At 67.7% G+C, this 21,184-nt stretch carries 24 protein-coding genes and 1 tRNA gene; 9 read left to right on the top strand and 16 right to left on the bottom strand.

The window, feature by feature from the left end; translation table 11 throughout:
- Positions 1-35: 35 nt before the first annotated feature.
- The 5 genes from OOT46_RS04780 (at position 36) to OOT46_RS04800 (ending at position 3,900) form a co-directional block, all read left to right on the top strand.
- On the top strand, positions 36-1,256 hold the full coding sequence (locus OOT46_RS04780) for a type II secretion system F family protein (protein ID WP_265402446.1): 1,221 nt from the start codon (positions 36-38) through the stop codon (positions 1,254-1,256).
- A gap of 31 nt (positions 1,257-1,287) precedes the next feature.
- Positions 1,288-2,145, top strand: a complete 858-nt coding sequence (locus tag OOT46_RS04785) for a prepilin peptidase (protein ID WP_265402447.1) — start codon at positions 1,288-1,290, stop codon at positions 2,143-2,145.
- A 22-nt stretch (positions 2,146-2,167) separates the two neighbouring features.
- Complete coding sequence (coaE, locus tag OOT46_RS04790; protein ID WP_265402448.1) at positions 2,168-2,773, top strand: dephospho-CoA kinase; 606 nt, start codon at positions 2,168-2,170, stop codon at positions 2,771-2,773.
- A 151-nt stretch (positions 2,774-2,924) separates the two neighbouring features.
- The gene (zapD, locus tag OOT46_RS04795) at positions 2,925-3,677 is read left to right on the top strand and encodes a cell division protein ZapD (protein ID WP_265402449.1); all 753 of its coding nucleotides are present in this window, start codon (positions 2,925-2,927) and stop codon (positions 3,675-3,677) included.
- A gap of 1 nt (position 3,678) precedes the next feature.
- Positions 3,679-3,900 carry a DNA gyrase inhibitor YacG gene (locus tag OOT46_RS04800; protein ID WP_265402450.1) on the top strand — a complete coding sequence of 74 codons (222 nt, stop codon included), beginning with the start codon at positions 3,679-3,681 and terminating at the stop codon, positions 3,898-3,900.
- 7 nt (positions 3,901-3,907) lie between these two features.
- Here the strand turns inward: OOT46_RS04800 and OOT46_RS04805 are convergent, their stop codons facing one another.
- The 6 genes from OOT46_RS04805 to argB form a co-directional block, all read right to left on the bottom strand.
- Entirely contained in the window at positions 3,908-4,348 is a 441-nt protein-coding gene (locus OOT46_RS04805) for an NUDIX domain-containing protein (protein WP_265402451.1), read from the bottom strand.
- On the bottom strand, positions 4,345-5,223 hold the full coding sequence (locus OOT46_RS04810; protein WP_265402452.1) for an ATP-binding protein: 879 nt from the start codon (positions 5,221-5,223) through the stop codon (positions 4,345-4,347). The genes OOT46_RS04805 and OOT46_RS04810 overlap by 4 nt, the downstream gene beginning before the upstream one ends.
- Positions 5,224-5,297: 74 nt before the next feature.
- Positions 5,298-5,951: a ligase-associated DNA damage response endonuclease PdeM gene (gene pdeM / locus OOT46_RS04815; RefSeq protein ID WP_265402453.1), complete on the bottom strand. Its 654-nt coding sequence runs from the start codon at positions 5,949-5,951 to the stop codon at positions 5,298-5,300.
- Between the two features lie 10 nt (positions 5,952-5,961).
- On the bottom strand, positions 5,962-6,630 hold the full coding sequence (slmA, locus tag OOT46_RS04820; protein WP_265402454.1) for a nucleoid occlusion factor SlmA: 669 nt from the start codon (positions 6,628-6,630) through the stop codon (positions 5,962-5,964).
- Entirely contained in the window at positions 6,630-7,322 is a 693-nt protein-coding gene (locus OOT46_RS04825; protein ID WP_265402455.1) for a pyrimidine 5'-nucleotidase, read from the bottom strand. Before OOT46_RS04825 ends, slmA begins: the two co-directional genes overlap by 1 nt.
- Positions 7,323-7,371: 49 nt before the next feature.
- Positions 7,372-8,298 carry an acetylglutamate kinase gene (argB, locus tag OOT46_RS04830; protein WP_265402456.1) on the bottom strand — a complete coding sequence of 309 codons (927 nt, stop codon included), beginning with the start codon at positions 8,296-8,298 and terminating at the stop codon, positions 7,372-7,374.
- 208 nt (positions 8,299-8,506) lie between these two features.
- On the opposite strand from argB, the gene OOT46_RS04835 reads away from it, so the two are divergent.
- The 3 genes from OOT46_RS04835 (at position 8,507) to OOT46_RS04845 (ending at position 9,515) form a co-directional block, all read left to right on the top strand.
- Positions 8,507-8,968, top strand: a complete 462-nt coding sequence (locus tag OOT46_RS04835) for a DUF411 domain-containing protein (protein WP_265402457.1) — start codon at positions 8,507-8,509, stop codon at positions 8,966-8,968.
- A 27-nt stretch (positions 8,969-8,995) separates the two neighbouring features.
- Positions 8,996-9,277: a copper-binding protein gene (locus OOT46_RS04840; RefSeq protein ID WP_416136151.1), complete on the top strand. Its 282-nt coding sequence runs from the start codon at positions 8,996-8,998 to the stop codon at positions 9,275-9,277.
- Positions 9,278-9,377: 100 nt separating this feature from the next.
- Positions 9,378-9,515 (top strand): zinc-binding dehydrogenase, encoded by a 138-nt coding sequence (locus tag OOT46_RS04845; RefSeq protein WP_322114230.1) that lies wholly within the window; start codon positions 9,378-9,380, stop codon positions 9,513-9,515.
- Positions 9,516-9,523: 8 nt separating this feature from the next.
- On the opposite strand, the gene bioD is transcribed toward OOT46_RS04845, so the two are convergent.
- The 6 genes from bioD to OOT46_RS04875 form a co-directional block, all read right to left on the bottom strand.
- Positions 9,524-10,240 carry a dethiobiotin synthase gene (gene bioD, locus OOT46_RS04850; protein WP_265402458.1) on the bottom strand — a complete coding sequence of 239 codons (717 nt, stop codon included), beginning with the start codon at positions 10,238-10,240 and terminating at the stop codon, positions 9,524-9,526.
- Positions 10,237-11,445, bottom strand: coding sequence for an 8-amino-7-oxononanoate synthase (gene bioF, locus OOT46_RS04855; protein ID WP_265402459.1), 1,209 nt, complete (start codon positions 11,443-11,445; stop codon positions 10,237-10,239). Before bioF ends, bioD begins: the two co-directional genes overlap by 4 nt.
- On the bottom strand, positions 11,435-12,829 hold the full coding sequence (gene bioA, locus OOT46_RS04860) for an adenosylmethionine--8-amino-7-oxononanoate transaminase (protein ID WP_265402460.1): 1,395 nt from the start codon (positions 12,827-12,829) through the stop codon (positions 11,435-11,437). Before bioA ends, bioF begins: the two co-directional genes overlap by 11 nt.
- A gap of 305 nt (positions 12,830-13,134) precedes the next feature.
- Positions 13,135-14,364 carry a bifunctional glutamate N-acetyltransferase/amino-acid acetyltransferase ArgJ gene (gene argJ / locus OOT46_RS04865; protein WP_265402461.1) on the bottom strand — a complete coding sequence of 410 codons (1,230 nt, stop codon included), beginning with the start codon at positions 14,362-14,364 and terminating at the stop codon, positions 13,135-13,137.
- 108 nt (positions 14,365-14,472) lie between these two features.
- The gene (gene secA / locus OOT46_RS04870; protein WP_265402462.1) at positions 14,473-17,217 is read right to left on the bottom strand and encodes a preprotein translocase subunit SecA; all 2,745 of its coding nucleotides are present in this window, start codon (positions 17,215-17,217) and stop codon (positions 14,473-14,475) included.
- A 317-nt stretch (positions 17,218-17,534) separates the two neighbouring features.
- Positions 17,535-18,572 (bottom strand): M23 family metallopeptidase, encoded by a 1,038-nt coding sequence (locus OOT46_RS04875; protein WP_265402463.1) that lies wholly within the window; start codon positions 18,570-18,572, stop codon positions 17,535-17,537.
- 15 nt (positions 18,573-18,587) lie between these two features.
- On the opposite strand from OOT46_RS04875, the gene OOT46_RS04880 reads away from it, so the two are divergent.
- On the top strand, positions 18,588-18,893 hold the full coding sequence (locus OOT46_RS04880) for a DciA family protein (protein ID WP_265402464.1): 306 nt from the start codon (positions 18,588-18,590) through the stop codon (positions 18,891-18,893).
- Positions 18,894-18,986: 93 nt separating this feature from the next.
- Here OOT46_RS04880 and OOT46_RS04885 read toward each other — a convergent pair.
- From OOT46_RS04885 to OOT46_RS04900, 4 genes are all read right to left on the bottom strand, one after another.
- A tRNA-Thr gene (locus OOT46_RS04885) sits at positions 18,987-19,062 on the bottom strand.
- A 50-nt stretch (positions 19,063-19,112) separates the two neighbouring features.
- Complete coding sequence (locus OOT46_RS04890; protein WP_265402465.1) at positions 19,113-19,649, bottom strand: ClpXP protease specificity-enhancing factor; 537 nt, start codon at positions 19,647-19,649, stop codon at positions 19,113-19,115.
- 12 nt (positions 19,650-19,661) lie between these two features.
- Positions 19,662-20,273 (bottom strand): glutathione S-transferase N-terminal domain-containing protein, encoded by a 612-nt coding sequence (locus tag OOT46_RS04895; protein WP_265402466.1) that lies wholly within the window; start codon positions 20,271-20,273, stop codon positions 19,662-19,664.
- A gap of 114 nt (positions 20,274-20,387) precedes the next feature.
- Entirely contained in the window at positions 20,388-21,167 is a 780-nt protein-coding gene (locus tag OOT46_RS04900) for a cytochrome c1 (RefSeq protein WP_265402467.1), read from the bottom strand.
- Between the last annotated feature and the right edge of the window lie 17 nt (positions 21,168-21,184).

Here is a 21,184-nt window from a genome sequence, read left to right on the forward strand (position 1 = left end):
ACGACAAGGTGGGGGTGGTGAGCCCCGGAGGCACTATGGCAACGGCTGCTGCGGCGAAAAAAGTTCAGGATTTCGTATTCGAGTGGGAAGGCAAGGACCGCAACGGCAAGCCCGTGCGCGGTGAAATGCGCGCCGGCGGGGAAGCCATGGTCAGCGCGAGCCTGCGCCGTCAGGGCGTGCTGATCACCAAGGTGAAAAAACGCCGCACCGCGGGCGGCAGGTCGATCAAGCACAAGGACATCGCCATTTTCACCCGCCAGCTCGCAACGATGATGCGCGCCGGCGTGCCGCTGCTGCAATCCTTCGACATCGTGGGCCGCGGCAGTTCCAACGCGAGGCTGACCAAGCTGCTGAACGACATCCGCAACGATGTCGAAACCGGCACCAGCCTGTCCTCGGCCTTCCGCAAACACCCGCTCTATTTCGACGCGCTGTACTGCAACCTGGTGGAAGCCGGCGAAGCCGCCGGTATTCTCGAAACGCTGCTCGACCGGCTCGCGCTGTATCAAGAGAAGACCCTCGCCATCAAGGCGAAGATCAAGTCGGCCTTGATCTATCCGGTCGCCGTCCTGGTGGTGGCCTTTATTGTCGTCGCGGTGATCATGATCTTCGTGATTCCGGCCTTCAAGGAAGTGTTCACGTCCTTCGGTGCCGACCTGCCGGCGCCGACGCTCATGGTCATCGCGATGTCCGAATTTTTCGTCTCGTACTGGTGGCTGATTTTCGGCACGCTGATCGGCGGCACCTATTTCTTCTTCGAATCCTGGAAACGCTCTGAAAAGATGCAGAAGACGATGGACCGGCTGCTGCTGCGCGTTCCCGTCTTCGGTTCCCTGGTCTACAAATCGGCGGTGGCTCGCTGGACACGCACCCTGGCCACGATGTTCTCGGCGGGCGTGCCGCTGGTCGAAGCCCTGGACTCCGTCGGCGGCGCCTCGGGCAACGCGGTATTTGCCGAAGCCACCGAAAAAATCCAGAAAGACGTCTCGACCGGCTCCAGCCTGACGATGTCGATGCAATCGACCGGCATCTTCCCCATCATGGTGCTTCAGATGTGCTCCATCGGCGAGGAATCGGGGTCGATCGACCACATGCTCAACAAGGCCGCCGAGTTCTACGAGGCCGAGGTCGATGAGGCCGTCAAGGGGCTGAGCAGCCTGATGGAGCCGATCATCATCGTGGTGCTCGGCACCATCATCGGCGGTATCGTGGTCTCCATGTACCTGCCGATCTTCAAGCTCGGCCAGGTGGTCTGAACGAACGCCGCCGCAGCCTTCCGTACCGTCCATGAATCCTGAAGTCCTGAGCTGGTGGCTCTCACCGGCCGTGCTGGGTGTGCTCGGCCTGTGCGTCGGCAGCTTCCTGAACGTGGTGATCTACCGCCTTCCGGTGATGCTGGAGCGCCAGTGGCGACGCGACAGCGCCGAGATGCTGGGCCAACAGCTCGAGGAAGATGAGGGCTCGCCCTTCAATCTGGCACGGCCGCGCTCGCGCTGCCCCCACTGCGGCCATACGATCCACTGGTACGAGAACATCCCGGTGCTCAGCTGGCTGCTGCTGAAGGGGCGCTGCGCGGGCTGCAAGACCCGCATTCCGCTGCGCTACCCCCTGGTGGAGCTGTTGACCGGGGCCCTGTTCGCCGCCGCGGGCTGGAAGCTCGGCCCCCAACCGCAGGCAGCACTCTGGTGCGGCGTGCTGGCGGCGCTGGTGGCGCTGACCTTCATCGACTGGGACACCACCCTGCTACCGGACGACCTGACGCTGCCGCTGCTGTGGGCCGGGCTGGTGGCAGCGGCGCTGGGCTGGAGCCAGCCCTTGAGCACGGCGCTGTGGGGCGCCGTGGCCGGCTACCTCTCGCTGTGGGCGGTCTACTGGCTGTTCAAGCTCACCACCGGCAAGGAAGGCATGGGCTTCGGCGACTTCAAGCTGCTGGCAGCCATCGGCGCCTGGCTGGGCGCGTCCATGCTGCTGCCGGTACTGATCCTCGCCTCGGTGGCCGGCACCGTGGTCGGTCTCGGCATGAAGTTCAGCGGCGCGCTGCGGGAGGGCCGTTACGTGCCTTTCGGCCCCTTCCTCGCGAGCGGCGGCGTCGCGGTGTTCCTGATGGGACCGGACAGCGTGGCCAGCTGGCTGGGCTGGTACTGACCCGTCCCCGCCTGGCTCCGCCATGCCCGCGCCCGCACGTCTCGGCCTCACCGGCGGCATCGGCAGCGGCAAGAGCACGGTCGCCGGCCTGCTGGCCGGGCTGGGCGCCCTGGTGGTCGACACGGACGCGATCTCGCGCGGCTTGAGCGCGGCCGGCGGTGCGGCGATTCCTGCGTTGCGCGAGACCTTTGGCGACGCCTTCATCGACGTCACCGGAGCACTGGATCGCGCCAGCATGCGAGAACTGGCCTTCCGCGACCCTGGCGCCAAACGACGGCTGGAACAGCTCCTTCATCCGCTGATCGGGCAGGAAACGGTGCGCCAGGCAGCGCTCGCCGCCGAGGGCCAGATGATCGTCTTCGACGTGCCGCTGCTGGTCGAGTCGGGCCGCTGGCGAGCCCTGGTCGACGCCATCCTGGTGGTGGACTGCAGCCCGGCCGCCCAGGTCGAACGGGTGGTGCGTCGCTCCGGCCTGCCGCCGGCCGAGGTCGAGCGCATCATTGCGCAGCAGGCCTCGCGCGAGCAACGCCTGGCGGCGGCCGACGCGGTGATCCACAACGACGGCCTGTCGATTGCCCAGCTCGGCACCGAGGTCGAAGCGCTCTGGGCCGGCTGGCACGGCGGCTGACACGAGCGAGCCGCTGCTCTGATCCGGGTGACAAGACGCTCGCGGCTGTTACGGTGTCTCTCCAAGGCGTGGCCGCGGGCAAAAGCCTGTGAAACAATGCCGCAAAGCTTCGCCACCGACGGCCCGGCGCCTGCGGGCCGAGGAATCTGCCTTGACACTGTACGAATACCCCTTCAACGAGAGCATCCGCACGATGCTGCGGCTCGAGCATCTGTTCGACCGCCTCGCCCAGCTGATGCCCCGCGAAGCAGCGGTGGATCATCATTTCGCCATCGCCACGATGTTCGAGATCATCGACGTCGCCTCGCGGGCCGACCTGAAGTCCGACCTGTTGAAGGAACTCGAACGCCAAAAGGCCCAGCTCAACGGCTTCCGGGGCAATCCTTCGATTTCGGAGCGGGTGCTCGACGACGTGATCGGCCGCATCGACCACGCCTTCAACGGGCTCAACCAACTGCCCGGCAAGGCCGGCCAGGCGCTGACCACCAATGAATGGCTGATGAGCATACGCAGCCGCATCAGCATTCCCGGGGGCACCTGCGAGTTCGACCTGCCGGCCTACTACGCCTGGCAGCAGCTGCCGGCTGCACGTCGCCAGGCCGACCTGCAACAGTGGATCGCCACCTTGATGCCGCTGGCCGAGCCGCTCAAGCTGCTGCTGTCGCTGCTGCGCGACTCCGGCATGCCGCACAAGGTGATGGCGCAGCAGGGGCAGTACCAGCAGAGCTTGCCGGCGGGCCGCACCTTTCAGCTGCTGCGGGTTCGCCTCGATCCGCAGCTGGGCATCATCCCCGAGATCAGCGGCCACCGCCTGATGGTGTCGATCCGGCTGATGCGCCAGGATGCCGAGGGCCGGCTGCGGCCCGCCATCGAAGACGCCGGCTTCGAGCTGGCCCTGTGCTGAGATGATCGAGCAGAAGAACCCGCCCGCCCCTCAGCCCCGCACCGTGCGTTGTCCCGCCTGTGGCGGGGCGAGTCTGTTCGCCCCCGAGAACCCCTGGCGACCCTTCTGCAGCGAGCGCTGCAAAAACCTCGATTTCGGCGCCTGGGCCAGCGAGACCTACCGTGTCGAGGACCGGCCCGACCCGCGCGAGTCACTCGACGACACCGACACGCCGCCGCATTGAGGCCGGCTCAGCCCGCGTGGGTGAGCCCCTCGAAGCCGCGTTCCTCGGCGAACCAGCGCAGCACCGGGATGGTCCCGGGTAGCACCGGCTGCACCTGCACGGGCAGGGACTGCCAGGCCATCGCCTGCTGTTCGCGCATCTCGAAGGCTCCGCTCCACTCGTAGACCTTGCAGAAGTGCAGCCGCACGAGTGCATGCGGGTAGTCGAACATCTCCATCTTCCACGGATGGGCGGCGCCTATCGTGATGCCCAGTTCCTCGTGCAGCTCGCGGCGCAGCGCCTGCTCGACGCTCTCGCCGGCTTCGAGCTTGCCGCCCGGGAATTCCCAGTAGCCGGCGTACACCTTGCCTTCAGGGCGCGAGGTCAGCAGGAAACGGCCCTCGGCATCGACCAGCACGCCGACCGCCACATCGACCGGCTCCCGAGCGGCCCGCTGCTGCGCGCTCATGCCTTACCGCCCTGCCGCCGCCCGGCGAAGTCGCGCGCGAACTGGTGCGCGACGCGGCCCGAGCGCGAGCCGCGTTCCAGCGCCCACACCAGCGATTCCTGCCGCGCGGCCTCGATCTCGGCCTCGCCGACGCCAAAGCTGCGCAGCCACTGGGCGACGATCGCCAGGTATTCCGGCTGACTGAAGGGATAAAAGCTGATCCACAGCCCGAAACGTTCGGACAGCGAAATCTTCTCCTCGACCACCTCGCCGGGATGCACCTCGCCGTCCTCGGTGTGCTGGTAGCTGAGGTTCTCCTTCATGTACTCGGGCAGCAGGTGGCGGCGGTTGGAGGTCGCATACACCAGCACGTTGGCCGAAGCGGCCGACACCGAGCCGTCGAGGATGGACTTGAGGGCCTTGTAGCCGGGCTCGCCCTCGTCGAAGCTGAGGTCGTCGCAGAAGACGATGAACCGCTCCGACCGCTCGGCGACCAGGTCGACGATGTCGGGCAGGTCGACCAGGTCCGCCTTGTCCACCTCGATCAGCCGCAGGCCCTGCGCCGCGTATTCGTTCAGGCACGCCTTGATCAGCGAAGACTTACCGGTGCCGCGCGCCCCGGTCAGCAGGGCGTTGTTGGCCGCGTGGCCGGCAACGAACTGGGCCGTGTTGCGCACCAGGCGCTCCTTCTGGCCGTCCACCTCCTTCAGCTCCGACAGCCGGATGCCCGCGACGTGGCGCACCGGCTCAATCGCGGCACCAGCCCCGCGGCGGCGGTAACGGAAGGCGGTCGAGGCCGACCAGTCCGGTGCGGCGGCAGGATGGGGCAGCACCGCTTCCAGGCGGGCCAGCAGGCGCTCGGCGCGGGAGATCAGGGCGTCCAGGGATTCAGTCATCGTGGCAGGAAAGGAAATGACAGAGCCGAGCGGCAGTGTAGCGGGCAGCCCGGCCGGCGCTAGCGCCCGGCGCCTCAGGCTCGTGGCACTTCGAACACCCGGTCTCCGGTGCTCACGAACAGGCGGTCGCCGGGCTGCGGGCGGATGTGCTGCATGCCGGTGAAACTGCCGAAAGCCGGCAGCACGCCCGTGGCGCCCGAGAACCAGAAGCAGGGCAGCCGGAGGCGGTCCAGCGCGCGGCCGCTCAGGGCGATGCAGGGATGCAGGTGGCCGGCCAGGCTCCAGGCCCCCGGCACCGCCTGCGGGTGGTGACACAGCGCCAGCGGCCCGAGCCGCCAGGGCTCGTCGACGCATTGCATGTCCAGCCCTGCGGGGGGATCGCCGGCACGCTCATCGTGGTTGCCGCGCACCAGCACGAGTTCCAGCGACCGGTGCGCGGCACGCCAGGCGGCCAGCGCTGCCAGCGTGCCCGGCGCATGCGAACGTTCGGAATGCAGGAAGTCGCCCAGAAACACGACCCGGCGGGCGCCGGTGCGCTCCACCAGGGCGGTCAGCAGCCCCAGGGTCTCGGCCGTGGTGCCTCGCGGCACCGGCACACCCCAGCGGCGAAAGGACACCGCCTTGCCGATGTGAGCATCGGCGATCAGCAGCGTGTGATCGGCCGGCAGAAAGACGGCCTTCTCCGGCAGCAGGACCAGGCTTGCGCCGCCGAAGTCGGTCGTCAGCACGGCCGGCGGGTCAACCCGCGACGAACACCTTCAGGCTGGCCTCGAGGTGTTCGCTGGGGGAGCGCTTGAAGCCCGAACGGGCGTAACGATGGAGCCGGCCGACGATAAAGCTGGTCAGCGCGGAGGCCTGGGCGGTGGCGTCCACGGTGGGGGACACCGAGCCGCCGGCCTCGGCCGCGCTGCGCAGGCTCTGGCGCAGCTGCGATTCGATGCGGTCGAAGAACTGGTTCATGCGGACCAGCAGGCGCTCGTTCTCGAACACCAGCGCGTCGCCGACCATCACGCGCGTCATGCCCGGGTTGCGCTCGCCGAACTGCAGCACGACGGCCGCGATCTTCTGAGCCTGGCCGCTGCCCTGTGGCTCGCGCTCGGCGATCTGGTTCACGAGGGTGAAGACGCTCTGCTCGATGAAGTCGATCAGGCCTTCAAACATCTGGGCCTTGCTGGCGAAGTGCCGGTAGAGCGCCGCTTCGCTGACGTCGAGCCGCGCCGCCAGGGCCGCCGTCGTCACGCGTTCGCCGCCCGGCTGTTCCAGCATGGACGCCAGGGTCTGCAGGATCTGAATGCGCCGCTCACCCGGCTTCGGGCGCTTGCGCGCCGCCGTTTCGATCGACGAGTCCTCGGCAGGCTGGTCCGAAGTGGAAGCCGCCACATCAATGGGGAAATTGGTATCTGACATCACAGCTCGCGTAACTTCTGTAGCGAGCCGATTCTCGCATGCACATATGTCGGACGGCGTCGCACGTAAACACCTACTTCAGGTCCGTGTGAATTGCTACGCATGTATCGCTGCATCCACACTGTCGACATGCCCAATCGGCGTGCAGATTTCTGATGTGCGAGGGTATCTTCAACCAAAAAACAACGGTGCGCCGGGACCTTCAGGCGCGCCAGCACGTGGCGCAGCATGCGGGCATCGGGCTTGGGCCGGAACTGCCCGAACATGCACATGTGCTCTATACAGAGCACAGCGTCGAAGCAGCCGTCCAGCCCCAGCGCCTTCAGCACGCGCAAGGCATAGGCCTCGGGGGCGTTGGTCAGCACGTACTTGCGCCCCGGCAGCCGCCGCAGGGCGGCACGGTCGTGCGCATGGCAGCGCAGGCGCTCTTCCAGGCCGGGCAGCAGGTGGGTGTGGTGCAGGAAGTGGGCGGCGCGCACCTGGTGGTGCCGCACCAGCCCCAGCAAGGTTGCGCCGTAGCGGCGCCAATAGTCGCGCCGCAGGACGTCGGCCTGCTCCGGGCTCACGCTCAGTTCGCGCGCGATGTACTCGTTCATCGACAGGTCGATCATGCCGAAGGCGGCATGCGAGGCGTCGTGCAGCGTGTTGTCCAGGTCGAACAGCCAGACCGGTGCGCGTTGTTGACTCGGCATCGTGAAAACGGCCGCTCGAAGCGGCCGTTGGTAGGTGGAAAAGCCCTGCTCAGTGCGAGCGGATCATCGTGCCATAAGCCTGCTCGGTCAGGATCTCCAGCAGCATGGAATGCGGCACACGACCGTCGATGATGTGCACGGAATTCACACCGCTCTTGGCCGCGTCGAGCGAAGAGGCGATCTTCGGCAGCATGCCGCCCGAGATGGTGCCGTCGGCGAACAGCTCGTCGATCTCGCGCGCCGACAGGTCGGTCAGCAGCTTGCCGGTCTTGTCGAGCACGCCCGGCGTGTTGGTGAGCAGGACCAGCTTCTCGGCCTTGAGCACCTCGGCCAGCTTGCCGGCCACGACATCGGCGTTGATGTTGTAGTTCTCGTTGTTTTCGCCGAAGCCCAAGGGCGAGATCACCGGGATGAACTGGTCGTCCTGCAGTGCCTTGACCACCGAGGGGTCGATGGTCTCGATCTGGCCGACCTGGCCGACGTCGTGCTCCTTGGACGGGTCGTCCTTGTCGAGCATCTTCAGCTTGCGCGCGCGGATCAGCCCGCCGTCGCGCCCGGTCAGGCCCACCGCCTTGCCGCCGGCGACATTGATGAGGCCGACGAGGTCCTGCTGCACCTGGCCCGCCAGCACCCACTCGACCACTTCCATGGTCTCTGCGTCGGTGACACGCATGCCCTGGATGAAGGTGCCCTTCTTGCCGACCTTGGCCAGCGCCTCGTCGATCTGCGGACCGCCGCCGTGCACGACCACCGGGTTCATGCCGACCAGCTTCAGCAGCACGACGTCCTCGGCGAAATCCTGCTGCAGGCCCGGGTCGGTCATCGCGTTGCCGCCGTACTTGATGACGATGGTCTTGCCGTGGAACTTGCGGATGTAGGGCAGCGCCTGCGCCAGGATCTCGGCCTTGTCTCGCGGCGAGATGTGCGCGAGGTCGGCTTCGGTGGACGGGGCGGCAGCGGGGGGCTCGGTGCTCATGAGGGGTGCACTCCGTGTGGCGGGTGAGGATGGACGGAAAAACAGTGTCGGATTTTAGGGTCGACTTGAAGGCGCGATCTGGTGCTGGAGGAACTTGCTGTCCCGTTCGGACGGTAGAGTGCGGCAGCGCGCGCCGGCTTGGATGCGAGGCCGAGGGAACATCTCGTCACGAACCGGCTCCAAGCCCACTACCCACCTAGGATTCCCGATGTTCACTGCCGCCAGACGCCGCTTTCTCCATACCTCCCTGGCCCTGGCCGCTGCGGCGGCCCTGCCCGCCCTCGCCACCGGCTCCCGTCCCCACATCGAGGTCTGGAAGTCGGAAAGCTGCGGCTGCTGCGAAGGCTGGGTGAAACATCTGCGCGACAACGGTTTCGATGTGAAGGTCCGCAACGTCGAGGGACCGGCGGACTACCGTGAAAAACTTGGCATGCCGGACCGCTACGGCTCCTGCCACACGGCACGGGTGGCAGCTTACGTGATCGAAGGTCACGTGCCGGCCAGCGAGATCCACCGGCTGCTGAAGGAAAAGCCGGCGGCCCTGGGTCTCGCCGTGCCCGGCATGCCGGTGGGCTCGCCCGGCATGGAGGTCGAGGGCCGGCACGACGCCTACGATGTGCTGCTCGTCAGCCGGCAGGGACAGGCCTCGGTCTACCGGAGCTACCGCTGAAACGTTGAGGGATCTGAAGGAGAACGTGTGAAGACGAAGATGAAGATGTTCCTGGCCGCCGCGGCGGCCCTGGCGGCCGGCACCTCGATGGCACAGATGACCGAGGGCGAGGTTCGCAAGATCGACAAGGACAGCGGCAAGATCACGATCAAGCACGGCGAGATCAAGAACCTCGACATGCCGCCCATGTCCATGGTGTTCAAGGCCCAGCCAGCCGGCCTGCTCGACAAGGTGCAGGTGGGCGACAAGGTGCGCTTCAAGGCCGAGAAGGTTGGCGGCACCTACACCGTCACGGCGATCGAAAAGTAGTCTCCAGGTCGGCGCGTGCGTCGAGCTCGCTCTTGTAGGTGATCCCAAACCCCTCCGCCGCCCAACGCCGCGCGATTTCGCCGTCGTCGCAGCGGCGCTGATGGAAGCCGGCCGCCTGCGCAGCACGCTGTCCGAAACGCTGGGCCCGGTCAACGCGACCGACCTGCGGCGTGCGCACGCGCTGGTCGAGAGCGGCCGGGTACACGGCAAGGTGGTGCTGGCGGGCTTCGGCGCCTGAGGCGCTCGCTAGCGCGCGTCGGCGGCCTGCAGCAGCGGCGTCACGTCAAGTTGTGCGGCGGCTGCCGCGACGTCCAGCGGCTCCAGCCAGGGCAGCACGCCCAGGCAAGGCGCGCCGTGGCGCTGCCGTAGCAGCCGCTCCAGCGTCGCCAAGTTGTCCTCGGGCCAGGCGAAGCGGGGATCGATGCGGTTGCCCACCCAGCCGGCCAGGTGCAGGCCGCGCGCCTGCACCGCCTGGGCCGTCAGCAGTGCATGGTTGAGGCAGCCGAGCCGCAGCCCCACCACCAGCACCACCGGCAGGCCGAGCTCGACCGCCAGGTCGTCGGCGCCCCAGTCCTCGCCCAAGGGCACGCAGAAGCCCCCGACCCCTTCGACCACCACCCAGTCGGCGCGCCGCGCCAGGCGCGCCGCCCCATCCAGCAAGGTGGCACGCGAGACGCTGCGCCCCTCCAGGCGCGCCGCGATGTGTGGGGCACAGGGCTCGCGCAGCAGGCAGGCACAGACCTCGGAAGGCTCGAGCGCGACGCTGCTCGCCGCGCGCAGCGCCTCGACGTCCTCGTTGAGCTCGCGGCCCTCGCGCAAGGCGACACCGGCCGCCACCGGCTTGTACCCGGCACTGCGCAGCCCACGCACAGCGAGCGCCTGCAACAGCGCGGCGCTGGCCAGCGTCTTGCCGACCTCGGTGTCGGTGCCGGTGACGAAGCAGCCCCTCAGCCGGCTGCTCATGCCAGCTCCTCGGCGGCCTGCACCAGCACCTCGACCAGGCGGTCGACGTCTTCCCGCCGGTGGTCGGCGCTCAGCGTGATGCGCAGGCGCGCGGTGCCCGCCGGCACCGTGGGCGGACGGATCGCCGGCACCCACAGGCCCTGTGCTTCCAGCCGGGCCGACAGGGCCAGTGCGTCCTCGTTGCTGCCGACAATGAGCGGCTGGATCGCGGTCAAGGACTCCGCGAGCCGCCAGCGGTGCCCGGCCAGGGCGCCGCCGAGGCGCCGGCGCAGCAAGGCGATGAGCGCCTGCAGGTGCCGGCGACGCTGCTCGCCCTCCTCTCCCTCGATCAGCCGCAGGCTGGTCGATAACGCGTGCGCCACCGCGGGCGGCGCAGCCGTGGTGTAGATGTAGGTGCGCGCGCTCTGCACCAGCCAGTCGATCACCGTGCGATGCGCGGCGACGAAGGCGCCGGCGATGCCGGCCGCCTTGCCCAGGGTGCCCATGTAGATCAGCCGTTCGCTGCGCAGACCGAAGTGCGAGAGGCAGCCACGGCCGCGCTCGCCCAGCACGCCGAAGCCGTGGGCATCGTCCACGACGATCCAGGCGTCGTGGCGCTCGGCCAGGGCCAACAGCTCGGGCAGCGGCGCGATGTCGCCATCCATGCTGAAGACGCCGTCGGTCACGATCAGCCGGAGCGGGCTGCGGCAGTCGGCCAGCTGCGTGGCGAGCGTCGCCAGGTCGCAGTGCGGGTACTTCACCACCTCGGCCCGCGCGAGCCGGGCACCGTCGATCAGCGAGGCATGGTTGAGCGCCTCGCAGAACAGCGTGGTCTGAGCGTCGCCGAGCGCGGTGAGCACCGCGAGATTGGCCATGTAGCCGGTGCAGAAGAACAAGGCCCGGGGCTCGGGCAGGTGCGGCGCCATCCAGTCGGCCAGCTGGTCCTCCAGCTCGGCATGCGCCCGACCGTGGCCGCTGATGAGGTGGGAGGCACCGCTGCCGGCGCCGTGGCGCGCCGCGCCCTCGGCGATGGCCGTGGCGAGCGCGGGGTGGCCCGCCAGTCCCAGGTAGTCGTTGCTGCAGAAAGCGAGCATGGGGCGGCTCGTGCCGTCCGGGCCTTGAACCCGCTGCTCGCGCCCGCAAGGCGTCTCGGTGGTGCGGCGGCGGCGGCGCAGCGACTGGGCGTCGCGCTCGGCCAGCTGGCGCTGCAGGTGCTCAAGCAGCATGGGCGGCTTTCGAAAGCGGCAGGACGGCGTCCAGTGTCGACACGGTGCGCTCGGCCAGCCAGGCGGCCAGGTCGGCATCGAGCACATAGGGCGGCATCAGGTAGACCGTGCGGCCGATGGGCCGGATCAGCAGGCCCTGTTCGCGGCCGGCCAGGTGGAAGCGTTCGGAAAAACGCTCGCCCGCGAGCGACTCCGACACATCGAAGGCCCAGATCATGCCGAGCTGGCGCTGGGCCTCGATGCGCGGGTCGTCCTGCAGGCGTTCGCGCAAGGCGGCGCTGAGCACCTCGGCGGCCTTGCGGTTGCGCTCGAGCACCGGCTCCCGGTCGAAGCGGTCCAGCACCGCGAGCGCCGCGCGACAGGCCAGCGGGTTGCCGGTGTAGGAATGCGAGTGCAGGAAGGCACGCGTCGTGTCGTCGCCGAGGAAGCTCCGGTACAGCGTATCCCGTGCCAGCACCAGTGACAGCGGCAGGTAGCCGCCGGTGATGCCTTTGGACAGGCACATCAGATCAGGCCAGAGCGGCTGCTTGCCGTCCGGGGCCGACTGCTCGAAGGCGAAAAAAGTACCGGTGCGACCGCAGCCCGTGGCGATCTCGTCGGCGATCAGGTGCACCTGGTAGCGATCGCACAGCGCCCGCGCCTCGCGCAGGTAGAGCGGGTCATAGCTCAGCATGCCGGCAGCGCATTGCACCAGCGGCTCGAGGATGAGCGCCGCGATGTGCTCGTGGCGCGCCTCGAGCAGCGCCGCCAGCTCGGCCGCCGCCCGCCGTGCCACGTCCTGCGCGGTTTCGCCGGGCGCGGCCTGCCGGGCCTCGGGGGACATCACCAGGTGAGCACGCATCAGCAAGGGGTCGTAGGCGTCGCGGAAGACCTTCACGTCGGTGACGGCCAGCGCGCCTATCGTCTCGCCGTGGTAGCCGCCGCGCAGGCAGACGAACTCGCGCTTGTCCCCCCGGCCCTGGTTGCGCCAGCTGTGGAAGCTCATCTTCAGCGCGATCTCGACCGCCGAGGCCCCGTCGCTCGCGAAAAAGACGTGGTCCAGCACGCCGCCGGTGCGCGCCGACAGCCGCTCGGCCAGCTCCACCGCAGGCGCGTGGGTGCAGCCGGCCAGCATCACATGTTCGAGTTCGTCGAGCTGGGCCTTGAGCGCGGCACCGATGCGTGCGTCGGCGTGGCCGAAGAGGTTGACCCACCAGGAGCTGACGGCGTCGAAATAGCGCCGGCCTTCGTGGTCGTACAGCCAGGGACCGGCGGCCCGCGCGATGGCCAGTGGCGGGACCGCCTCCAGCCTTTTCATCTGGGTGCAAGGGTGCCACACGTGACGCAGGCTGCGCGCCTGCCATGAGGCGCTGGCCGTCATCGTCGGGGGGGTATCAGGCGTCATCTCCCGTCCTCCTGCGCAGCCGCGGAACCGCCCCGGCCGCAAAGAGCGTGCATCTTAGGAAGCGGTCCCTCGCGAGGCAACCCGACAAGAAGCACGCCGATGGAGGGCCGATCGCCGAGGTAAACGTCCGGGGCTGGCGTCCCGGTCGATCCTGGACGGCTTCTGCCGGCAACGCCCGCCTCCAACACATCGCGGTCCTGTTGTATCCACACGAAACCACCCACCGCCGCGGCGCAGGGCAGCGACACGCCGCGGCAAGCGCGCCCTGCCCTCCCGCCGCTTCGGTGCGGTCCGGTGGCGCCGGCTCAGCTGCGGTAGTCGGCGTTGATGCTCACGTAGTCGTGCGAGAAGTCGCAGGTCCAGACGGTGGCGCTGGCCTGGCCCCGACCCAGCAGCACACGCACCGTGATCTCGCTCTGTTTCATCACGCGCTGGCCATCGGCTTCCTGGTAGTCCGGATGGCGGCCGCCCTGGCGGGCCACATGCACGTCGTCGAGGTAGAGATCGATGCCCGCCTGATCGAGATCGGTGATGCCGGCATAACCGACCGCCGCGAGGATGCGGCCGAGGTTGGGATCGCTCGCGTAAAACGCGGTTTTCACCAGCGGCGAGTGAGCGATCGCGTAGGCGACCTGGCGGCACTCGTCCTGGCTGCGCCCGCCGTCGACCTGCACGGTGATGAACTTGGTCGCGCCTTCGCCGTCGCGCACGATGGCCTGCGCCAGCTGCTGCGCGACCTCGACCACCGCCCGGCGCAGCGTCTGCCCGTCGGCCGAGCCGAGGTCGGTGATGCGCGGGTTGCCGGCCTTGCCGCTGGCGATCAGCACCAGCGAGTCATTGGTGGAGGTGTCGCCATCGATGGTGATGCGGTTGAAGGACAGGTCGGCCGCCTCGCGCACCAGCTGCTGCAGCACGGCCGGCTCGACGTCGGCATCCGTCGCGATGAAACCCAGCATCGTTGCCATGTTGGGCCGGATCATGCCGGCCCCCTTGCTGATGCCGGTGACCGCCACCGGCCGTCCGCCCACAGTGACGCGCTGCGACGCGGCCTTGGGCAGGGTGTCGGTGGTCATGATGGCCTCGGCCGCCTGGTGCCAGTGGTCGGCCCTGAGGTCGGCCAGCGCGACCGGCAGACCCTGCTCGATGCGGTCGTTGGGCAACGGCTCCATGATCACGCCGGTCGAGAAGGGCAGCACCTGCTCGGGCGCCAGCTCCAGGTGGCGGGCCAGCGCGACACAGGTCGAGAAGGCGCGCACCAGGCCGTCTTCGCCGGTGCCAGCGTTGGCGTTGCCAGTGTTGATCAGCAGCGCCCGCGTGCCCACGTCGAGGGCGAGGTGCTTGCGCGCCAGCTGCACCGGCGCCGCGCAGAAGCGATTCTGGGTGAACACGCCAGCCACCTGCGCGCCCTCGTCGAGCACGATCACCGTCAAGTCCTTGCGGTTGGCCTTGCGCACGCCGGCCATCGCGATGCCCAGGCGGACGCCGGCGACGGGGTGGAGTTGCTGCGGATCAGGGACGGACAGGTTCACTGGCATGTCAGGCGCTCGACGGTAAAAGGAAGAACGAAACATTGTAGGAGCCGCCTGCGCGCCCCAACACAAAGGGCTCCCGAAGGAGCCCTCGCAAGCGGGAGACCCCGGGCCTCAGGCGAGGCGCCCGTGGCACTGCTTGTACTTCTTGCCGCTGCCGCAGGGGCAGGGGTCGTTGCGGCCCACACGCGGCACGGCGTCGCGCGCGGTGGCCGGGTCGGTCTCGCTGGCCACGCTGCCGTCGTCGTTGGGGTGGGTGTAGGTGACGTTGGAGATGCTTTCGGCGCGGTCCTCGATGTCCTCGGCCGCCTGCGCGATCTGCTGCTCGGAGCGGATGCTCACGGTCAGCAGCACGCGGGTGACCTCCATCTTGACGACGTCGAGCAGCTGGGCAAACAGCTCGAAGGCCTCGCGCTTGTACTCCTGCTTGGGATTCTTCTGGGCGTAGCCGCGCAGGTGGATGCCCTGGCGCAGGTAGTCCAGCGCGGCCAGATGCTCGCGCCAGTGCGAGTCGATGGACTGCAGCAGCACCATGCGCTCGAACTGCGTGAACTGCTCCTTGCCGACCTGCTCGACCTTGCGCTGGTAGAGCTCGTGGCCGGCCTTCACGACCTTCTCGACAATGTCTTCGTCGGTGATGGCCGAGCTCTTCTCGACCTCGGCCTGGAGCGGCAGGTCGATCTGCCACTCCTCGCGCAGCGTTTTCTCCAGGCCGGCCAGGTCCCACTGCTCCTCGACGCTTTCGGCCGGCACAAAGGTGCGCACCACGTCGGTCAGCGCGCCTTCGCGCAGGCTGGCGATCTGGGCCGCCAGCTCGGTCGCGTCGAGGATGTCGTTGCGCTGCTGGTAGATGACCTTGCGCTGGTCGTTGGAGACGTCGTCGTACTCGAGCAGCTGCTTGCGCACGTCGAAGTTGCGCGCCTCCACCTTGCGTTGGGCGCTTTCGATGGAGCGGGTCACGATGCCGGCCTCGATGGCCTCGCCCTCGGGCATCTTCAGGCGGTCCATGATGGCGCGCACGCGGTCGCCCGCGAAGATGCGCATCAGCGGGTCTTCCAGCGACAGGTAGAAGCGCGAGGAGCCGGGGTCACCCTGGCGCCCCGAGCGGCCGCGCAGCTGGTTGTCGATGCGGCGCGACTCATGGCGCTCGGTCGCGATGATGCGCAGGCCGCCGAGCGATTTCACCTGCTCGTGCAGGCCCTGCCACTCGTCCTTGAGCTGCTGGGCACGCGCCTGCTTCTCGGCCTCGGTGATCGAGGCGTCGGCCTCGATCAGCTGGATCTGCTTCTCGACATTGCCGCCGAGCACGATGTCGGTGCCGCGGCCGGCCATGTTGGTCGCGATCGTGATCATCTTGGGACGGCCGGCCTGGGCGACGATCTCGGCCTCCTTGGCGTGCTGCTTGGCGTTGAGCACCTGGTGCGGCAGCTTGGCCTTGTCGAGCAGTCCGGAGATCAGCTCCGAGTTCTCGATCGAGGTGGTGCCCACCAGCACCGGCTGGCCGCGCTCGTAGCAGTCGCGGATGTCGGCGGTGACCGCATCGTACTTCTCGCGTGCGGTCTTGTAGACCAGGTCGAGCTGGTCCTTGCGCTGCATCGGCCGGTTGGGCGGGATCACCACGGTCTCCAGGCCGTAGATCTCCTGGAATTCGTAGGCCTCGGTGTCGGCCGTGCCCGTCATGCCGGCGAGCTTGCCGTACATGCGGAAGTAGTTCTGGAAGGTGATCGAGGCCAGGGTCTGGTTCTCGGCCTGGATCTGCACGCCTTCCTTGGCCTCGACCGCCTGGTGCAGGCCGTCGGACCAGCGCCGGCCGGTCATCAGGCGGCCGGTGAACTCGTCGACGATGACCACCTCGCCGTTCTGCACCACGTAGTTCTGGTCGCGGTGGTAGAGGTGGTTGGCCCGCAGCGCCGCATACAGATGGTGCATCAGCGTGATGTTGGCCGGGTCGTAGAGGCTGGCGCCCTCGGCGAGCAGCCCCGCCTGCGCCAGGATGCGCTCGGCATTTTCGTGGCCGGCCTCGGTCAGGAACACCTGGTGGGTCTTCTCGTCGACGGTGAAGTCGCCCGGCTCGATGACACCCTCGCCGGTGCGCGGATCGGCTTCGCCGATCTGCTTTTTCATCAGCGGCACGACCTTGTTGATCTGCAGGTAGAGCGCCGTGTGGTCCTCGGCCTGACCGCTGATGATCAGCGGCGTGCGCGCCTCGTCGATCAGGATCGAGTCGACCTCGTCGACGATGGCGTAGTTCAAGCCGCGCTGCACCCGGTCGCCGGTCTCGTAGACCATGTTGTCGCGCAGGTAGTCGAAGCCGAACTCGTTGTTGGTGCCGTAGGTGACGTCGGCGGCATAAGCCGCCTGCTTGTCCTCGCGCGGCATCTGGGGCAGGTTGACGCCCACGCTCAGGCCCAGGAAGTTGTAGAGCCGGCCCATCCATTCGGCGTCGCGGCGCGCCAGGTAGTCGTTGACCGTCACCACGTGCACGCCGCGGCCGGACACCGCGTTCAGGTAGACCGGCAAGGTCGCCATCAAGGTCTTGCCTTCGCCGGTGCGCATTTCGGCGATCTTGCCGTCGTGCAGCGCCATGCCGCCGATCAGCTGGACGTCGAAGTGGCGCATCTTCAGCACGCGCTTGCTGCCCTCGCGCACCACCGCGAAGGCCTCGGGCAGCAGCCCGTCCAGCGATTCACCCTTGGCACAACGCCCGCGGAACTCCTGGGTCTTGCCGCGCAGTTCGTCATCGCTGAGCTTCTCGAATTGCGGCTCCAGGGCGTTGATCTTCTCCACCACACGCCGGTATTGCTTGAGGAGGCGATCGTTGCGACTGCCGAAAATCTGGGTGAGAAGCTTGGGCAACATGCGGATTGGTTCTTGGATGAAAAGAGCGGCCTGGACGGCCGCAGCGCGCTGCGCACCGGCCATCGGCCGCGGCGAGCGGCTCACGCCGCGAAACTCGCCAGATGCGGCTCGGGTCCGGTCAGAGTCAGCGCAGGTGAGGCCGTGCGCGCGGTTTTGCAAGCCAGGCCCCGGGGCCCGGCGGCTGCCACACGTGCGGCTGCTCCAAAAGCGTCGGAGTTTAGCACCGGGGGCAGAGCCCTCCTGTGCCGCCCTTCCGGCGCTCGGGGCCGGTCAGGGCGCGGCCTGCGAGGCCGCGCGACACGTCGGCGGCGAGCCGCTCAGGGCGCCGCCGGAGAGGCGCCGCCAGTGGCGCTTGCGACGGTTCGGCTGCGCGGCGAAGCCGCAGCGAGAGCGGCTGGGGCGCGGTGGGAGGAGCGCCCGCCGCCGGCCAGGAACTTGGCCGGGTCCTGGTGGACGCCGTTGAGCAGCACCTCGAAGTGCAGATGCGGACCGGTCGACCGGCCGGTCGAACCCACCTGGGCGATCACCTGGCCGCGCTTGACCAGATCACCCTGCGCCGCGATCAGCTTGGAGGCATGCGCATACCGGGTCACCAGGCCGTTGCCGTGGTCGAGGTCGATCAGGTTGCCGTACTGGGGGTGGTACTCGGAGCGCACCACGACGCCGCCGGCAGCCGCCATGATCGGGGCGCCGGAGTTGGCGGGGAAGTCCAGCCCGGTGTGCAGCGCCGAGCGGCCGGAGAACGGGTCGGAGCGGAAGCCGAAGCCCGAGCTGGTGTGACCGTCCACCGGCTTGGAGTTGGGCACCATCAGCGACTTCATCTGCTCTTCGAAGAGGCGCGACTCGATCATCGTGAAGACGTCGGCGCGCTGCGCGGAGACGTCGTCGAGCAGGTCGATGGCCCGATTGAGCTCGCTCAGCGACGGCTTGTCGCTCGGCACGAAGGGCCCGCCCTGGCCGGGCAGCTTGTCGGTCGCCTTGAGCGCCGCGGGTTTCAGTTCTTCAGGCCGAAGGTCCTCGGGCTTCAGGCCGGCGAGACCGGAGACCCGATCGCCAACCGCTTCCAGATGGATCAGCTTGGCCTGCATCTCGCCAACGCGCTGGGCCATGGCATCGAGGTTCTCGCGCATGAAGCGGTCGCGCTGCGCGAACTCGTCCTTGACCACCAGCTTGACCAGCGAGCTGACCACGGGCCAGCCGTCGCGGGCGGCCTTCAGGAAAATGAAGTGGTAGATCGCGCCGGAGAGCGCTAGCATCAGGCCGGCCAGAACGAAGAGCAGCAGTGCCATTTGCCACGGGCCGAGTTGCAAGACGCGGGTTCTTGCCAGCCGTCCGTGTGTGATCATGATCTGCATCCATACACTCCTGCCATGACGCAACGCGCGGACCGCACTCTCGCCATCCATGAGGCGCTCAGCCGGCATGCCGGACTGAAGCGGCTCCAGGATCTGATGCGCGAATCCAATGAACGCTTCGCGGTGGTCCGCCCTCTCTTGCCACCCGCCCTCGCCGCCCACGTCAAACCCGGGCCGGTCGATGAGCAGGGTTGGTCCCTGTTGGCCCCGAACGGGGCAGCCGCAGCGAAGCTGCGTCAGCTGCAGCCGCGCCTTGAAGAGGCGCTCCGGCAGCGTGGCTGGCAGGTTAGCGCGATACGGGTCAAGGTTCAATCCGGGTGAAGGTCCCAGGCGCAACCGCCGGTAACCCGTGAGTAAGCCTTCACGGAATCCGTGCAAAAGTGCTCGAAAAGTGGTCTCGACCTGGGAAAACGATGGTGCCGGCTATCTGACTCGAACAGATGACCTACCGCTTACAAGGCGGTTGCTCTACCAACTGAGCTAAGCCGGCGGATGCGGCCTGTGGAGGCCGCTGGCGCACGATTTTACTGGATGCGCTTTTTACTTGACGCGCTTGAGCGAGGGCCGTCCGCCGGTGGGCGGGGTGGGCGGCTCGGTCGGCGCTTCCTCGCTGCTGGCGGCGGGGCTGCGCTCTTCGGATGCCGGGGCCAGCTTCAGCCCCGGGGGCGGATCGCCGCGAAGCGCCGCCTCGGGTGCCGGCTCGCCGTCGCCGGCGGCCAGGTCCACCGCAGCGGTGTCCCCGGGCATTGGAAAAGCCATGCCCTGGCCGTTCTCACGCGCGTAGATCGCGATCACGTGGTCGACCGGCACCACGATGTCGCGCGGGACCCCGCCGAAGCGGGCCCGGAACTCGATGTACTCGTTGCCGAGCTGCAGGCCGCTGGTGGCATCGAAGCTGACATTGAGCACGATCTCGCTGTTCTTCACGTACTCCATGGGCACCTGCACCGACCGGTCGACGAACACCGCCAGGTAGGGGGTGTAGCCGTTGTCGGTACACCAGTCGTGCAAGGCACGGATCAGGTAGGGCCGGGTCGAGCTGCCCGCGGACCCGCCGGTCGATTGCAGATTGCTCATGTGGACGGAGATTTACTTGCGCATCACCTTCTCGGACGGCGTCAGCGCCTCGATATAGGCGGGCCGCGAGAAGATGCGCTCGGCGTACTTCAGCAACGGCGCAGCATTTTTCGACAGCTCGATGCCATAGTAGTCGAGGCGCCACAGCAGCGGAGCGATCGCCACGTCCAGCATGGAGAAATCCTCGCCGAGCATGTATTTGTTCTTCAAGAAGATCGGTGCCAGCTGGGTCAGGCGGTCGCGGATCTGCGAGCGGGCCTTCTCCATCTGCTTGTCGTTGGGCTTGATGCCGCGCGACTCCAGCACGTTCACGTGCGTGAACAGCTCCTTCTCGAAATTCAGCAGGAACAGGCGCACGCGAGCACGGGCCACCGGGTCGCCGGGCATCAGCTGCGGATGCGGGAAGCGCTCGTCGATGTACTCGTTGATGATGTTCGACTCGTACAGGATCAGGTCCCGCTCCACCAGGATCGGGACCTCGTTGTACGGGTTCATCAGCGCGATGTCTTCGGGCTTGGCGAACAGGTCCACGTCGCGGATCTCGAAGTCCATGCCCTTTTCGAACAGGACAAAGCGGCAACGATGGGAATACGGACAAGTAGTCCCGGAGTAAAGCACCATCATGATGGCGTGCTCCTTGAGGGGCGAGGTTGACTCAAAAACACAAACGGAGTGGGCGCTGGTCGCTCACCCACTCCGAGGGGCGCAGCGTCGCCGCGAAGGCGACGCTGCACCGGATCACTTCACGTCTTTCCAGTAGGCGGCGTTGAGGCGCCACGCGATCAAGGTGAAGAAGGCCAGGAAGATCAGCACCCACACGCCCAGGCGCACGCGGGTGTTCTGCTCCGGCTCGCCCATCCACTGCAGGAAGGCGACCAGGTCGGCAACGGCCGCGTCGTACTCCTGCTGCGTCATGGTGCCGGGGGTCAGCTGCTCGAAGCCGGCGAAGACGTGGTGGGTCTTGCTGGCATCGTGCGGGTCCTTTTCCTCGACGTACTTTGCAGCGCGCTGGCCCTGCAGCTCCCACAGCGGATTCGGCATGCCGACGTTGGGGAAGGCCAGGTTGTTCCAGCCGGTCGCCTTGGTTTCGTCGCGGTAGTAGGTGCGCAGGTAGGTATAGAGATAGTCGGCGCCGGTACCCATGCCCGAGGAGGCGCGCGAGCGCGCGATCACGGTCAGATCGGGTGGCGTCGCACCGAACCAGTCCTTGGCCTGCTTGGCGTCCATCGCCACCTTCATCGTCTCGCCCACCTTCTCGGTAGCGAACATGAGGTTGTTCTTGATCTGCTCTTCGGTCAGGCCGATGTCGCGCAGCCGGTTGTAGCGCATGAAGGCCGCCGAGTGGCAGTTCAGGCAGTAGTTGACGAACAGCTTGGCGCCGTTCTGCAGCGCCGCCATGTCGGTCACCCGGGACACCGGAAAGCGGTCCCAGGGGATGCCGCCTTCCGAGGCGCGTACACCGGTCACGCTGAAGGCCACGGCCATGCCGGCCAGCAGGGAGAGGATCAGTTTTTTCATCAGAAGTGGCTCCGGCG

The sequence above is a fragment of the Aquabacterium sp. A7-Y genome (genome assembly GCF_026153205.1).
GTDB lineage: Bacteria > Pseudomonadota > Gammaproteobacteria > Burkholderiales > Burkholderiaceae_C > Caldimonas.